The organism is Streptomyces sp. B93 (assembly GCF_018070565.1).
Classification (GTDB): domain Bacteria; phylum Actinomycetota; class Actinomycetes; order Streptomycetales; family Streptomycetaceae; genus Streptomyces.
Genome location: NZ_JAGPXL010000022.1, coordinates 1 through 14,695 on the forward strand (window position 1 = coordinate 1; position 14,695 = coordinate 14,695).

The window sequence follows — 14,695 nt, forward strand, 5'->3', positions numbered from 1 at the left end:
GCCCCCCCACCAAAAGGGGTGAACGGTCGTAACTTTCCCGTGCGGGTCGCGTTTCGTGGCGCTAAGAGATCACTTGCGCACGAATGGCTACGCGCATGACTGCGACGGTCGGTCAGCTCTTCGGGTACGGCCAGGGGTTGGGGCGGCAGCGGATGCCGTCGTACTCGAGGAACTTGGTCTGCTGCTGCATCACGGGGGCGAGGTCGCCCTCCTTGTCGCAGGTCACGTGCGAGTAGCCGAGGCGGTGGCCGATCTCGTGGTTGATCAGCATCTGCCGGTAGGCGTGGATCTGGTCGCCGTAGGTCGTCGAACCCCGCGCCCAGCGGTAGGCGTTGATCATCACGCGTTCGGTCGCGGCGGAGTCACAGGAGACGTTGTCGATCGTGGTGTCCAGGCCGGACCGGGCACACCAGTCGGCGGTGGTGCCGGGGCTGGCCAGGGTGATCACGAAGTCGGGGTCGCCGGAGTGGATGCGTTCGAAGGTGCGCCCGCCGTTGTGTGCCCAGCTCCGGTTGTCGTTCAGGGTCTTCTGCACGGCCTCCGCGAAGAGTTCACCGTCCAGCCCGAGCCCCTGCTCCACGTCCACCCGGTAGGTGTACTTCTGCCCCTTCCCCGGCGCCTTGTCGACCCCGGGGATCGCGTCGAACGTCCCCGGCCCCTCCAGGGTGGGGCTGAGCGCGTAGACCTTGCCCATCTTCTGCTCGTACGTCAGCGGGGTCGCGCTCGGTGACACCGACGGCGCGGCGCCGCCGTTCGCCCGCACCGGCGCGTCCCGCGCGTCCCGCGCCTGGGAACGCGCGCCCACGGTGTCGTCGGCCCCCTGGTCGGTGACCTGTCCGGCGACGACAACGGCCAGCACGGTGGTCACCGCGGCCGCCGCGATGCCCGTGAACGTCCGTCCCTTGCCGCCGCCCTTGGCCGGCACCGCCGGCTCTCCCGTAGGCGGGGCGTCGTCGGGGTCCGTGCCGACGTCCGGGGCGGTCTCCCACCGGGTGACGGACGCGTACGGCTCGCCCGCGGCGGCCATCGCGGGTTCGCGGGCCCTGCGCGGGACGAAGAGGTCGCCCTCCTCGTCACCGAAGGCGTCGAGGTACTCCTGGCGCGGCCCGGTCGGCCGGGTGTGCCGCGGTCGCGGTATCCCCGGCCCCTGCCCGGGCCGCCCCGGGGTCCCCGGCCTGGCAAGCGGGCCGTATCCGACGGCCCCGGCCGTCGGCCCCCTCAACTCACCCCAGGCACCGCCCGGTTCACGCTGCTCCGGATGCCCGCCACGAGCCCGCGGCCCCCCGTGCGCGGGCGTGCCGCCACCGGGAAACCGGGGGGTGCCGTGGGCGGGCGTGCCGTCCGGGAGCCGGGGAAATCCGTGCGCGGGAGTACCGTCCGCAAGCGTCGGGAACCCGTGCGCGGGCGTGCCGTCCGGCAACGTCGGAAACCCGTGCGCCGGAGTCCCGTCCGGAAGCCGCGGGAAACCATGCGCTGGCGTCCCGTCCGGCAACGTCGGAAACCCGTGCGCGGGCGTCCCGCCAGCAGACCTCGGCCCTCCGTGAGGCGCCCCCTCGTGAGGCGCCCCTCCCTGAACCGGCCCTCCGTGACCCGGCCCTCCGTGGCCCGACGCCACCCCGTACCCCGACGCCCCGCCGCCCTCCGGCGGCAGCGGCCGCCCGCGGCCGGGGCCCGGCGGTGTGGGGCCGGTGGGACCGGCCGACGGTGTGGACCCCGGCGCCCTGCGCCGGTCCTTCGCATCCGCGGTGTCGCCCTTGGGGGTGGACCCCCGACGGCTGTGGCGTCCCACGTCGCGCCTCAGCTCCCCGAGTTGGCGGATTCGATCCGGTCGCCCGAGCGTACTGCACCCCGCGCGGACCGCTGCGACTTCTCCGTGTCCAACGGCCCGTCCGCCCGCTCCGTCACCGCCGCCGAGCCCGCATCCGTTTCCGCGCCCTTGCCCGTATCCCTGCCCGTGTCCCTGTCCGTGTCCCTGTCCGTGTCCCTGTTCGTGTCGTCGAGGAAGTCACGGAAGGCCTGAGCGACCGTCCGCGGGTACTCCATCATCGCCACGTGCCCCGCCTCGGGCAGGGTCAGCAGCCGGGAGTCGCGGAAGGCGCGGGCCGCCCGCTGCGCCATGCGGAAGCCGACGAGCTGGTCACGGCCGCCGTACACCAGCAGGGTCGGCGCGAGCACCCGCTCGGCCTGCCGCCACAGGGCGTGCTGGCCGCCCAGCGTGTAGGCGTTGACGATCCCGCGCGCGGAGCGGGCCATCGCGTCCCAGAAGTACGGCAGCCGCAGCCGCCGTTCCATCTCCTCGACGGCGTGGCGGAAGCCCTCGGGCGTCACCTGTCCGGGGTCGCCGTAGCAGAGCCCCAGGACACCGCGGACGCGCTGCTCGGCCGTCCAGCCCCGGGTCATACGGGTGAACAGTCCGGCGACCCCGGGCAGCGCGAGGAGCGCCGTGGGTACGGCGGTGCGCTGGACGCGGATCTCGGGCAGGGCGGGGGACACGAGGGTCAGCGTACGGACCAGGTCCGGCCGTACCGCGGCGACACGGGTGGTGACCGCGCCACCGAGGGAGTTGCCGAAGAGGTGGACCGGGCCGCGGCCGGAGGCGTCGAGGTAACGGATGACCGCGCGCGCGTGCCCCGTGACGGAGTAGTCGCCGTCGTCCGGGGGCGGGGAGTCGCCGAAGCCGGGCAGGTCGACGGCCTCGTTCTCGACGACGTCGTCGAGCAGGGGCATCAGGGACGACCAGTTCTGCGAGGAGCCGCCGAGGCCGTGGACGTACAGCGCGGGCGGCAGTCCCTCGCGCGCGGGCGGTCTCGAACGGACCGTCAGCGTGATGCCGGACAGCCCCACCGACCTCAGCCGCTCACCCTCCGCGACCCTGACGGGCGCCACCTTCGGAAGGACGTTGGCGGGCGGCACGGACGGCAGCTCGGTCGAAGACATGCGGCAATGTTACGAGACGATCACATACTGGTTCATGTGTTCACCGTCACAAGGTGCCACGGACGGTCGCGGGACGTCACGCGGCGTACGCGGGTCGCCGCCCCTCCCCCGGTGCGCCCACCCGCCCCCTCCGGATGCGCACCGCGTGACGTCCCGTGCGCGGATCGCATAGCGTCCGGATCGGGTGTCTCCTACGCTCGTACAGAGGGCACCCGCATATGGCCCCTGCGTCTTTCAGGGGCGTCAGGCAGGTAGAAGGGAGCCCATCATGGCCGTCGACCCCACCGACCCCGAGACGTTCGAGGACGACGTACAGGAGGAGCCGGACTTCGACGTGGAGGCGCCCGAGCCGGACGCCGCCGAGCAGCAGAAGAACGTGACCCCGGACCGCGACGACCCGCTGACCGGCGTGGACCCCGCGCGGGCCAACGAGGCCGACCTGGCGGAGCAGGCGCGGGTCGTCCCGCTCGACGAGGACGACTACCGATGACCGGTCGGTGACCCGGCGCACTGCTGAGCAGGAACGAGGACGATTTTTGCCCGCTTCGCACCCGTTCGAAACCTTCTGTACGGCTATCACCGCCGTCCGGTCCGTGAAATTCTGCCTGCGCACCGCGCACAGCACGGTTACCGAAAAGTACGATGGCGGCGCGGCGCACACCGCATGTGGACGACTTTGGGAGGCGGCGTGACAGCCATCGAGCAGACAGAGGCGGCACGCCCGCGAGGCACGCGCCTGCCGCGCCGTGCCCGACGGAACCAGCTGCTGGGCGCCGCCCAGGAAGTCTTCGTGGCCCAGGGCTACCACGCTGCCGCCATGGACGACATCGCCGAGCGCGCCGGGGTCAGCAAGCCGGTGCTCTACCAGCACTTCCCGGGCAAGCTCGACCTCTATCTCGCCCTGCTGGACCAGCACTGCGAGTCCCTGATCCAGTCCGTACGGCACGCGCTCGCCTCGACGACCGACAACAAGCAGCGGGTACGGGCGACGATGGACGCCTACTTCGCCTACGTCGAGGACGACGGCGGCGCGTTCCGCCTGGTCTTCGAGTCCGACCTGACGAACGAGCCCGCCGTGCGCGAGCGCGTCGACAAGGTCACCAACGAGTGCGCCGAGGCGATCTGCGACGTCATCGCCGAGGACACCGGTCTGTCGCGGGCCGAGTCGATGCTGCTGGCCTCGGGTCTGGGCGGCCTCGCCCAGGTGGTGGCCCGCTCCTGGCTGCACAGCGACCGCAGCGTCCCGCGCGACCAGGCGGTCCAGCTGCTGGCCTCGCTCGCCTGGCGCGGCATCGCGGGCTTCCCGCTGCACGGCAGCGACCAGCCCCCGCACTGACCCACGGCGGCGGAGCGGGTTTGTTCCCGCCGCCTGTTCGCTCGTGGCGTTCTCGCGCGGAGCGTGCGCGTCCCCTCACCGGGCTAATGTGTGCTGCGTACGGCGCGGACGCCCGCGCACTTCACTGACCGTCGGAGGGACATAGCCGTGGAGGTCAAGATCGGCGTGCAGCACGCGCCCCGCGAGATCGTTCTGGAGAGCGGTCAGAGCGCCGAGGAGGTCGAGCAGGTGGTGGCCGAGGCGCTCGCCGGGAAGTCGCAGCTGCTGAGCCTCGTGGACGAGCACGGCCGCAAGCTCCTGGTCCCGGCCGACCGTCTCGCCTACGTCGAGATCGGCGAGCCGGCCCCGCGCAAGGTGGGCTTCGGCGCGCTGTAGGCGCTGCGCGAAGGGCGGGGCCCGGCGGCCGGTGCAGGCCGCGGGGCCCCGCCCTTCGCGTGTCACCGATCGAACACAGGTCCTTCACAGGCGAGGATTGCATTCCGCAGGTCAGGGGTAAGACGGGCTACGACCGTTAGGGCAGGACGGCCGCGTGGGAGGACCCCGACATGCTCTTGGAAGCGATCAGCTCCGCGATCCTCGGTCTGGCGCTGGCGTGGGCGGCCGCCCACCGGCTGCCGCACCGTCTGCCCGCCCGTCCACTGGTGCTGTCGACGGGCGTCGCCGGAGCCCTGTTCGGCGCCTTCGTCATGCACAGCGCGCTGGACGCCGGTGGCTTCCTGATGGTCCTCGTCGGCGCGGCGATCGTCTCCGTCGCGTCCCTGTCGCTGCTGCTGCGCCCGGCGGGAAGACTCCGCCGCCGCTCGGCGACGGCCTGACCCCGCCCCGCGGCCGGGCCCGCCCGCACCCACGCGGACGGCGCCGACGGCGCGGCGACGACCGGTGACCGACCGGCTCAGGCGGTCGGCCGACCAACCGGACCCGGCAGCCATCCGACCGGCCGAACCCGGCAACCAGTCGACCACCCGGACCCGACAACCAGCCGACCGGCGGAACCCGGCAGCCGCTGCCGCCCCACTCAGGCGGCCAGCCCCAGTGCCGCCATCCGCTTGGTGTGCGCCTCCGTGATGCGGGAGAACATCTTGCCGACCTCGGCGAGGTCGAAGCCGTCCGCGACCCCGCCCACAAGCATCGTCGACAGCGCGTCCCGGTCGGCGACCACCCGCTGGGACTGGGAGAGCGCCTCCCCCATCAGCCGCCGCGCCCACAGCGCCAGCCGCCCGCCCACGCGCGGGTCGGCGTCGATGGCCGCCCGCACCTTCTCCACGGCGAAGCTGGCGTGCCCGGTGTCGTCGAGCACGGCCAGCACGAGGCCCCGGGTGTCGGAGTCGAGGCGGGCCGCGACCTCGCGGTAGAAGTCGCTGGCGATCGAGTCGCCGACGTAGGCCTTGACGAGCCCTTCCAGCCAGTCCGAGGGCGCCGTCTGCTTGTGGAAGCCGTCGAGCGCGGCGACGAACGGTTCCATCGCGCGCGTGGGCTCCTCCCCGATCTCGGTGAGCCGGTCCCGCAGCCGCTCGAAGTGGTGGAACTCCGCCGACGCCATCTTCGCCAGCTCCGCCTTGTCCGCGAGCGTCGGCGCCAGCTTGGCGTCCTCGGCCAGCCGCTCGAACGCCGCCAGCTCGCCGTACGCGAGCGCTCCGAGCAGGTCCACGACCGCGGCCCGGTACTGCGGATCGGCGGAGGCGGCGGCCCAGTCCTGGGCGGCGACCCCGGTGTGCTCGGCCCTGGCGTCGGGGGCGGGGGACGTACCGGTGGCCGCGGTCTTCTCGGCGCTGTTCCCGGCGTCCTTGTCAGGCTTGTCAGAGCTGGTCATGAAGCGCACAATAGCCCGCTCACCGCGGCTCGGAAGGTCCTGGTCAGTCACCGGTCGGTCACTGTGACAGCGACGACCCGCGCCGGTGTGACGACCACTACATGACCGAATCGGCCGTCGCATGTGCGCGGATCCGGGGTATGGTGGTAATGCGCCTGCCGAATATTCGACGGGCCGCGCGTATGAGGATGCCCGGTCGGTGGCCCGATCGGCTCCGACCCGACAGCCCTCCCTGACCGTACGCCGCTGTGCGTACGACGATCGGAGGGAACCCTCAGCGGTACGAGTGCTAGAGCGTCGGCAGAGGTCCCGTGCTCTTCGGCTGCCGCAAGGCGGCCGACGTCCCCGGCACGGTCCGACACGACCCCCGCGCTCGCCTCGCACCGCGCACACAGAAGAGGCAGCACCCTGACTACGACGTTTCGACAGCTCGGAATCCTCCCCGAGACCGCCGAGGCCCTCGAGGCCGTCGGCATCATCACCCCCTTCCCCATCCAGGAGATGACGCTCCCCGTGGCCCTCTCGGGCACGGACGTCATCGGCCAGGCCAAGACCGGCACCGGCAAGACGCTCGGCTTCGGCCTCCCGCTCCTCGAGCGCGTCACCGTCCCGGCCGACGTGGAGGCGGGCCGCGCCCGCCCCGAGGACCTCACCGACGCCCCGCAGGCGCTCGTCGTGGTGCCCACCCGCGAGCTGTGCACCCAGGTCACCAACGACCTGCTCACCGCGGGCAAGGTGCGCAACGTGCGCGTCACCGCGATCTACGGCGGCCGGGCCTACGAGCCCCAGGTCGAGGCCCTGAAGAAGGGCGTCGACGTGGTCGTCGGCACCCCGGGCCGACTGCTCGACCTCGCCGGGCAGAAGAAGCTGAACCTGAAGCACATCAGGTCCCTCGTGCTCGACGAGGCCGACGAGATGCTCGACCTGGGCTTCCTGCCCGACGTCGAGAAGATCATCGACATGCTCCCGGCCAGGCGCCAGACCATGCTGTTCTCGGCCACCATGCCGGGCGCGGTCATCGGGCTCGCCCGCCGCTACATGTCGCAGCCGACCCACATCCGCGCCACCGCGCCGGACGACGAGGGCGCCACGGTCGCGAACACCAAGCAGTTCATCTACCGCGCGCACAACATGGACAAGCCCGAGATGGTCGCGCGCATCCTCCAGGCCGAGGGCCGCGGCCTGGCGATGGTCTTCTGCCGTACGAAGCGCACCGCGGCCGACCTCGCCGACCAGCTCAAGCAGCGCGGCTTCGCCTCCGGCGCGGTCCACGGCGACCTCGGCCAGGGCGCCCGCGAGCAGGCGCTGCGCGCGTTCCGCAACGGCAAGGTCGACGTCCTCGTCTGCACCGACGTCGCCGCCCGCGGCATCGACGTCGAGGGCGTCACGCACGTCATCAACTACCAGTCGCCGGAAGAGGAGAAGACCTACCTGCACCGCATCGGCCGCACCGGCCGCGCGGGCGCCAAGGGTACGGCGATCACTCTGGTCGACTGGGACGACATCCCGCGCTGGCAGCTGATCAACAAGGCGCTGGACCTGGGCTTCAGCGACCCGCCGGAGACGTACTCGACGTCCCCGCACCTCTTCAGCGATCTCGGTATCCCCGAGGGCACGAAGGGCGTGCTGCCGCGCTCCGAGCGCACCCGTGCCGGGCTCGAGGCGGAGGAGCTGGAGGACCTGGGCGAGCCGGGCGGACGCGGCGCACGCCGTGGCCGTCGGGGTGACTCGCGCACCGCCGACCGTGCCGCCGACCGCGGTCGCCCGGACCGCTCCGACCGGTCGAGCCGCTCCGACGACGCCGACGACGAGCGTTCCGCCCGCAAGCCGCGCCGTCGCCGCCGGATGCGCGGCGGAGCCCCGGTGGACGCCACCGCGGCGCAGACCCCCGCCGCGACCGCCGCACCGGACGCCGTCGACGCCCCCGAGGCGGAGGCCGTCCCGGCGCAGCGCACTCCGCGCCGCCGTCGCCGTACCCGTGCGGGCGCCCCGGCGGAGGTGGCGACCGCTGCCGAGGCCGCGCTGACGCAGGCGGAGGGCCCGGCCGTGCTGGACCCCGAGCCCGCTCCGGCCGTCCCGGCACCGGACACCGCGGAGGCCCCCGCGCAGCCGCGCCGCCGCCGCACCCGCAAGACCGCGGAGGCGGCACCGGCCACCACCCCGGTCGCCGAGCCGACCGCGGCCCCCGAGGCAGCGGCCGTGACGGAGCCGGAGAAGCCCCGCCGCCGCACCCGTAGGACCGCCGCGGTCACCGAGACCGAGGTGGCCGCACAGGTCGAGGCCGCCGCCACCGCCGAGATCCCGGCGCAGGCGACGGCGGAGCCGGAGGCCGAGGCCAAGCCCCGTCGTCGTACGACGCGCAAGGCCGCCGCGTCCGCCGAGGCCGCCGTGGACACGGCCGAGGGCACCCAGACCAAGCCCCGCCGCACCCGCAAGAAGGCCACCGCCCCCGCGGAGACCACCACCGAGGCGACGGAGGAGACGGCCGCCAAGCCGCGCCGCACCCGCAAGACCGCCGCGTCCGCCGAGACCGTGGCGGCCGAGGCGGCCGAAGCCGCGGATGCCGTCGCCGCCAAGCCGAAGCGCACGCGCAAGACCGCCGAGGCCGCCGTGGACACGGCCGAGGGCACCCAGACCAAGCCCCGCCGCACCCGCAAGAAGGCCACCGCCCCCGCGGAGACCACCACCGAGGCGACGGAGGAAGCGGCTCCCAAGCCGCGCCGCACCCGCAAGACCGCCGCCGCCAAGACGGCCGAGGCCGCCGCGGAGATCCCGGCCCAGGCCGTGCCGGAGCCGGACGCCGCGGAGGCCAAGCCGCGTCGCCGTACCCGCAAGGCGGTCGCCGCCGAGGAGCCGGAGGCGGCGGCCGAGAGCAAGCCGACGAGGGCCCGCCGTACGACCCGTAAGGCCGCGGTCGCCGCGGAACCGACGGACGGCTGACCGACCGCGGGCGACCGGACGGCCCACCAGCCGTCCACCGCCCGCGAGCCCCGCCCACACGGCCCACCCCGATGGCCCGGCCCCACCTCCCTGGGACCGGGCCATCGGCACGTCCAGGCCCTGAAGGCCGTGACCCACAGCCCGGAAGACCACGACCCCGGAGCCGTGAAGGCCATGACCCACAGCCCGGAAGACCATGCCCCAGAAGCCCTGAAGACCATGGAACCGGAGCCCTGAAGGCCATCACCCCGCACCCGTGAAGGCGTAACCCGCACCCGCTACCCTCACCCCGTGACCGCTCCCCTGCCCCTGACCCCGCCCCCCGGAGCCCGCGCCCGCACCCTGCGGACCGGGCGCGGGGACTTCGCCGTCGTCGACCATCCGGTGGCCGCCGGTACCGAACCGCGCGGGGCCGCGCTGCTGCTGCCCGGGTTCACCGGCAGCAAGGAGGACTTCCACCTGCTGCAAGAGCCGCTGGCGGCACGCGGGTACCGCACGGTGGCCGTGGACGGCCGGGGCCAGTTCGAGTCGGACGGCCCGCCGGACGACGAATCCGCCTATCTGCAAGGCGAGTTGGCCCGGGACGTGCTGGCCCAGGCCGAGGCGCTGCGCGCGTCCCTGGGCGACGGCGTACCGTTGCACCTGCTCGGGCACTCCCTCGGCGGTCAGATCGCCCGCGCCGCTGTCCTGCGCGACCACTCCCCCTTCCGCTCGCTCACCCTGATGGCGTCCGGTCCGGCGCAGATCTCGGTGTCCCAGCAACAGCGGGTGAAGTTGCTGCACGACGCGCTGGCGGTGATGTCGATGGCGCGGGTGTGGGAGGCGATCCAGGCCATGGGTCCGCCGGAGGAGGTCGGCGGCCCCGCCCGCGGGCTCGGCGGACAGGACCATCTGCGGCGCCGCTGGCTGGGCCACAAGCCCGCCCAACTCCTCGCCACGGGGCGTCAGTTGTGCACCGAACCGGACCGGGTCGGGGAACTGGCGGCCGTTCCGCTGCCGTACCACGTCCTGTCGGGCGAGCGCGACGACACCTGGCCGCTGCCGCTCCTGGACGACATGGCGGTACGGCTGGACGCGCGCCGTACGGTCGTCGCGGGCGCCGAGCACTCGCCGAACGTGGACCGGCCGCTGCCGACCGCCGAGGCCCTCGCGGACTTCTGGGACACCGTCTGATCCTCGCGGCGCGGGCCGGCCGGCCCGTCAGTACTGCGTCTGCAAGTGCTCCCAGAAGCCGTCCCGCAGTGCCCTGCGCAGGTCGGCCTGGCCGCGCAACGAGTACTGGAGCAGCCCCTCCGCCTCCACCAGCAGGTCCTGGTCGACGGGTCCGGGCAGATAGGGGTGGCCGGGCAGCAGCTCGATCAACGCCTCCCGGCCCCGGTCGGCCAGCCACTTCGCGGCGATCTGGGCGCCCACGAACCGGACGTCCTCGCGGGTGGGCCGGGTGGCGCCGGCCTCGTAGGCGGGGACCGTCCGGCGGGCGACGTACGGCTTGAAGAAGTCGAGGTCGAAGGTGCGCTGGCTGTCGACCTCCCACAGCAGCGGCTCCGCCTGGTTACGGCCCTCGGGCGCCTCGATGCCCCACAGGTGCACCCGCGCCCCGTACCCCTGCGCCGCCTCGACCGCCGACACCAGGTCCTCGTCGCCGCCGAGCAGGGCCGCGTCGCTGATGGCGCGGTGCCGGGCGAGGGACTCCAGGTCGGTGCGGATGAGGGAGTCGACGCCCTTCTGCTGGTTGTTGGCGTTGAGGTTGCCCAGGCGGACCTTCACATCGGGCAGCTCGGCGATGGTCTGCTGTTCGGCGGTGTGGATACGGCGCCGGGCGCCGTCGTACCAGTACACGCGCAGCAGCCTGCTGTCGGCGAAGATCGTGCGGGCCTTGTCGATGAGGGCGTCGATCAGGCCCTCGGCATCCAGGTCGAAGGCGCGGCGGTCCTCCGTTCCGGCGACGAGACGTCCCGCGGCCGCATAGAGGTACCCGGCATCGACGAAGATCGCGTGGGTGGAGGGCGTCTTCGCCACTTCCGCGAGCATGCGTTCCAGCAGCTCGTTGGTCCGGTCGATGCGGGCGCTGAGGGCCGTGAGGTCGTCGTTCATCACCTCCATTCTCCCGGCGGTCACGCTGCGAACACAACCGGTCCCGAACGGTCGGCAATCGAGGCACATACACAGACTTACCGGTCAGTAATTAGCCGTTCGAAAAATTTCTTTAGCGTAGGGAATGTTTGTAACACTCGAAGAGTTGCATACGTAAGTGAACACCCCAGACCGGACGAAGGGAGAAGCCATGCGCTTCGAGATCATGCGGCTCGACGACGTCGACGGCACGCCCGTGGACCGCACCGTCGTGGACGCGGCCTCCGTCAACCGGATCGTCCAGCAGGCCGCCGCCATAGGCCAGCGGCTGTGGATCCGGCCCGCGGACACCTCCGCCTCGTAAGGACGAGACGAGGGACAGGACAGACGAGGGACAGGACGACTCAGGCCCCCTGGATCACCTGGGTGACCCCGTTGATGATCTGCTGCACCGCGATCGCCGACAGCATCATCCCCGCCAGCCGGGTCACCAGCACCACCCCGCCGTCCTTGATGACCCTGATGATCAGCAGCGAGTAGCGCATCACCAGCCACAGGACGACATGGATGGCGAGGATCGCGACCCACACCGCCACCTGCGACCCGACACCGTCCGCCTTCTGCACGGCCAGGATCACCGACACGATCGCACCGGGCCCCGCGAGCAGCGGCATGCCCAGCGGTACGAGCGCGACGTTGACGTCCTTGGTCGCCTTGGGCTCGTCGGTCTTGCCGGTGAGCAGGTCGAGTGCGATCAGCAGGAGCAGCAGTCCGCCCGCGATCATCAGCGCCGGGACGGAGACATGCAGATAGCTCAGGATCTGGTGCCCGAGCAGCCCGAACACGGCGATCACACCACCGGCGACACAGACGGCCTGGAACGCCATCCGCTTCTGCACCTTGGCGGGCCGCCCGGCGGTCAGGGCGAGGAAGATCGGGGTGATCCCAGGGGGATCCATGATGACGAAAAGGGTCAGGAACAGGGAGCCGAAGACGGCGGCGTCGAACATGGGAGGGTACTGGCCTTGCGGTGAAAGTGATGAGAAGGGGGACCTACGGGGACTCAGACCGCCCCGCCACCGGCCCCCGGCACCGGGAACGCGCCCGTCGCCCGCCGGGTGATCTCGCCGTACACCTCGGGGTCCGTCGTGTACTCGCCGAGCACACAGGTCTTGCGGCTGCCGTGGTAGTCGCTGGACCCGGTGACCAGCAGCCCCAGTTCCTTGGCCAGCCCGCGCAGCCGCGCCCGGGTGTCGAGGTCGTGGTCCATGTGGTCGACCTCGATGCCGTCGAGGCCCTCGGCGGCCAGCTCGGCGATCGCGGACTCGGGGACCGTGCGCCCGCGCTTGGCGGCGCCCGGGTGGGCGAAGACCGCCACCCCGCCCGCGCCCTTGATCAGCCGGATCGCCTCGAAGGGGTCGGTCTCGTGCTTCTCCACGAAGGCCCGGCCGCCGTCGGCCAGCCAGTCCTGCGTGAAGGCGTCGCCCACGGTGGGTACGACACCCAGCTCGACCAGCGCCGAGGCGACATGCGGCCGGCCCACCGAACCGTCGCCCGCGATCCGTGCGACCTGCTCCCAGGTGACGGGCACGCCCAGCGCGTTCAGCTTGGCGATCATGCCCTTGGCCCGCGGCGTACGGTCGTCCCGCACCAGCTCCCGCTCGGCGAGCAGGGCGGGCTCCTCGGGGTCGAAGAGGTAGGCGAGCATATGCATGCTGACCCCGTCGAGACGGCAGGACAGCTCGGCCCCGGTGACGAGGGTCAGCCCCTCGGGCACCGCGGCGATCGCCTCGGCGTAGCCACGGGTGGTGTCGTGGTCGGTCAGCCCGACGACGTCAAGGCCCGCGGCGGCGGCGTTGCGCACCAGCTCGGCGGGGGTGTCGGTGCCGTCGGAGGCATTGGAGTGGGTGTGCAGGTCAACGCGCACGACACGGACTCCAAGCGACGACGGAACAGACACGGACATCTGATACTAACGGCTCCCCGGACCCCCTTGTCACAGCCGAACCCGCCGTTCACCCCCTACTAACGTCGGGGTAACGCCGGAACGGGGCGCGGGGAACCGCGCACCCCACCACAACGGGACCCACACCCGCGAACCCATCCAAGCCACCCCACCGAGCAGGCGCCCTACGGCTCAAGCAAGCGTGGGGACAACGCACCGCAGGGCACCAGCTCCAGCTCCGCGCCCGCGTCCCGCAGATCCGTCAGCACCAGCTCGTCGTACATCAGCAGCCCGGACTGCTCGGGCCACACGACCGCCCACAGCCACAGCCCCAGCGCCTCCCCCGCGAAGACGGCACGGTCGTCGGGTGTGCCGGAGACCAGCCAGAGCGGGGTGGGCCGGCCCGCGGCGAGGACCTTGGCCTGGGCGGGTTTCTCCACGTTCATGTACGGCCCCGGGTCCGGGCCGTCGATCCCGGCGTACCGCGCGCCGAGTCCGACCCCGAGTTCCTCGGCGACCAGGATCAGCTCGCCCATGCCGCCCAGCGGGCCGGGCCCGGTGCAGGCCACCGCCGAGGCGCGCCCGCCACTGCGGTCGTCGCCCGCGCTGGCCACACCGGTGAACAGCCAGCCGACCGGCAGCGGCCAGGGCATCCACACCGGCACCTTCGTGCGGTGCACCACCACACCGAGGGCCTCGACGCTGGGTGGGACCACCGGCTGCACCGGATGCACCGTGCCATGGGCATCGCACTGCCAGGAATCGGCGAAGAGGCCGGGAGCCCTGACCCGGCCACCACACTTCGGGCAACTGGGTTCGCCCCTCATAGGGCCCCACGGTCCTACCCGTACACCGCCACGTCAAGGACGATCACCCGTCCGGAGGGAAGACCGTTCCGGAAGATTTGGATGCAGCACCCACCGATGAGCGCCCATCCATGAGCGCCGGCCCGTGACATCGGTCACTCCAGCGGCACGGACCGGCGGGCGGGGTCGCGCAGGTCCGTGCCGTGCGTCAGCCAGCGCTCCTGGAGGGCCACCGCCCCGTGCACCCGCTTCCAGGCGGCTTCGTTGGGGGTCATCGGCAGCAGCGGCAGGAACCGTACGGGATCCAGCGGCTCGTCCAGCTCAAGATCCTCGACCAGGCCGCCCGGCTCGGCGACCAGCACCGAGGTGAACGCGGCGCCGGGCCACAGGGGTTCACCGGTGTCGAGGGAGGCGCCGGGTGCCACCACCACTCCCTCGACCTGCGGGGACGCGGCCAGCACGGCCAGCGGGCGGAGCACCTTGTCGGTGTCGGCGACCCCGGAGCGCACCGACAGCAGCAGCTCGGCGCGCGGACCCCTGACCGGGTCGGCGAGCATCGCGGTGGGGTCGGCCATGGGCTGCGCGGACATGCCGAGCGTGGCGTAGCGGACGATGTCCCCCTCCTGGAAACGGAGCACCTCCATACGGTCCGTACCGAGGAAGGTGACCGCGGCACGGGCGTCCGGTTCGCCCAGCGCGGTGCGCAACCGGGCCTCGACCAGAGGAAGAACATCTGTCATGCGGCGAGCATAGAACTCGTCAGCACCGGGCAAAGCAGCGCCTTGACACTTCTGTCGGCTGATACTCTTGGCCGGTGGTCGGGGCAGCACGCAGCAGCGTCGCGGACT

General features: G+C 72.5%; 15 protein-coding genes. 7 read left to right on the forward strand and 8 right to left on the reverse strand.

The genetic code is table 11. The features are described 5' to 3' along the window. Nucleotides 1-112 precede the first annotated feature (112 nt). Together KBY47_RS21295 and KBY47_RS21300 are read right to left on the reverse strand one after the other, a co-directional pair. Nucleotides 113-1,789 (reverse strand): DUF3152 domain-containing protein, encoded by a 1,677-nt coding sequence (locus tag KBY47_RS21295; RefSeq protein ID WP_210923023.1) that lies wholly within the window; start codon nt 1,787-1,789, stop codon nt 113-115. Nucleotides 1,790-1,797: 8 nt separating this feature from the next. Then, nucleotides 1,798-2,937, reverse strand: coding sequence for an alpha/beta fold hydrolase (locus KBY47_RS21300; RefSeq protein ID WP_210923024.1), 1,140 nt, complete (start codon nt 2,935-2,937; stop codon nt 1,798-1,800). A gap of 268 nt (nt 2,938-3,205) precedes the next feature. Here KBY47_RS21300 and KBY47_RS21305 point away from each other — a divergent pair, with 268 nt between their 5' ends. The 4 genes from KBY47_RS21305 (at nt 3,206) to KBY47_RS21320 (ending at nt 5,088) form a co-directional block, all read left to right on the forward strand. Continuing rightward, nucleotides 3,206-3,427 (forward strand): hypothetical protein, encoded by a 222-nt coding sequence (locus KBY47_RS21305; protein ID WP_210923025.1) that lies wholly within the window; start codon nt 3,206-3,208, stop codon nt 3,425-3,427. 198 nt (nt 3,428-3,625) lie between these two features. Further along, nucleotides 3,626-4,273: a TetR/AcrR family transcriptional regulator gene (locus KBY47_RS21310; protein ID WP_210923026.1), complete on the forward strand. Its 648-nt coding sequence runs from the start codon at nt 3,626-3,628 to the stop codon at nt 4,271-4,273. Between the two features lie 147 nt (nt 4,274-4,420). Further along, the gene (locus KBY47_RS21315) at nt 4,421-4,648 is read left to right on the forward strand and encodes a DUF3107 domain-containing protein (protein WP_210923027.1); all 228 of its coding nucleotides are present in this window, start codon (nt 4,421-4,423) and stop codon (nt 4,646-4,648) included. A 170-nt stretch (nt 4,649-4,818) separates the two neighbouring features. Beyond that, nucleotides 4,819-5,088, forward strand: a complete 270-nt coding sequence (locus KBY47_RS21320; RefSeq protein WP_210923028.1) for a hypothetical protein — start codon at nt 4,819-4,821, stop codon at nt 5,086-5,088. Nucleotides 5,089-5,288: 200 nt separating this feature from the next. On the opposite strand, the gene KBY47_RS21325 is transcribed toward KBY47_RS21320, so the two are convergent. Then, the gene (locus tag KBY47_RS21325; RefSeq protein ID WP_210923029.1) at nt 5,289-6,092 is read right to left on the reverse strand and encodes a ferritin-like fold-containing protein; all 804 of its coding nucleotides are present in this window, start codon (nt 6,090-6,092) and stop codon (nt 5,289-5,291) included. 492 nt (nt 6,093-6,584) lie between these two features. Here KBY47_RS21325 and KBY47_RS37070 point away from each other — a divergent pair, with 492 nt between their 5' ends. Further along, entirely contained in the window at nt 6,585-9,023 is a 2,439-nt protein-coding gene (locus KBY47_RS37070; RefSeq protein ID WP_282108431.1) for a DEAD/DEAH box helicase, read from the forward strand. Nucleotides 9,024-9,314: 291 nt separating this feature from the next. Then, nucleotides 9,315-10,196, forward strand: a complete 882-nt coding sequence (locus tag KBY47_RS21335; protein ID WP_210923032.1) for an alpha/beta fold hydrolase — start codon at nt 9,315-9,317, stop codon at nt 10,194-10,196. A gap of 27 nt (nt 10,197-10,223) precedes the next feature. Here KBY47_RS21335 and KBY47_RS21340 read toward each other — a convergent pair whose 3' ends face one another. After that, nucleotides 10,224-11,117, reverse strand: a complete 894-nt coding sequence (locus KBY47_RS21340) for an NYN domain-containing protein (RefSeq protein WP_210923033.1) — start codon at nt 11,115-11,117, stop codon at nt 10,224-10,226. Between the two features lie 190 nt (nt 11,118-11,307). On the opposite strand from KBY47_RS21340, the gene KBY47_RS21345 reads away from it, so the two are divergent. Continuing rightward, on the forward strand, nt 11,308-11,460 hold the full coding sequence (locus tag KBY47_RS21345; protein ID WP_210923035.1) for a hypothetical protein: 153 nt from the start codon (nt 11,308-11,310) through the stop codon (nt 11,458-11,460). 40 nt (nt 11,461-11,500) lie between these two features. Here KBY47_RS21345 and KBY47_RS21350 read toward each other — a convergent pair whose 3' ends face one another. The 4 genes from KBY47_RS21350 to KBY47_RS21365 form a co-directional block, all read right to left on the reverse strand. Continuing rightward, nucleotides 11,501-12,106, reverse strand: coding sequence for a MarC family protein (locus KBY47_RS21350; protein ID WP_210923037.1), 606 nt, complete (start codon nt 12,104-12,106; stop codon nt 11,501-11,503). Nucleotides 12,107-12,159: 53 nt separating this feature from the next. Beyond that, nucleotides 12,160-13,023: a PHP domain-containing protein gene (locus tag KBY47_RS21355; protein ID WP_210923039.1), complete on the reverse strand. Its 864-nt coding sequence runs from the start codon at nt 13,021-13,023 to the stop codon at nt 12,160-12,162. Between the two features lie 203 nt (nt 13,024-13,226). Next, on the reverse strand, nt 13,227-13,868 hold the full coding sequence (locus KBY47_RS21360; RefSeq protein ID WP_210923042.1) for a DUF6758 family protein: 642 nt from the start codon (nt 13,866-13,868) through the stop codon (nt 13,227-13,229). 134 nt (nt 13,869-14,002) lie between these two features. Further along, nucleotides 14,003-14,587: a suppressor of fused domain protein gene (locus tag KBY47_RS21365; protein ID WP_210923043.1), complete on the reverse strand. Its 585-nt coding sequence runs from the start codon at nt 14,585-14,587 to the stop codon at nt 14,003-14,005. Nucleotides 14,588-14,695: the final 108 nt, after the last annotated feature.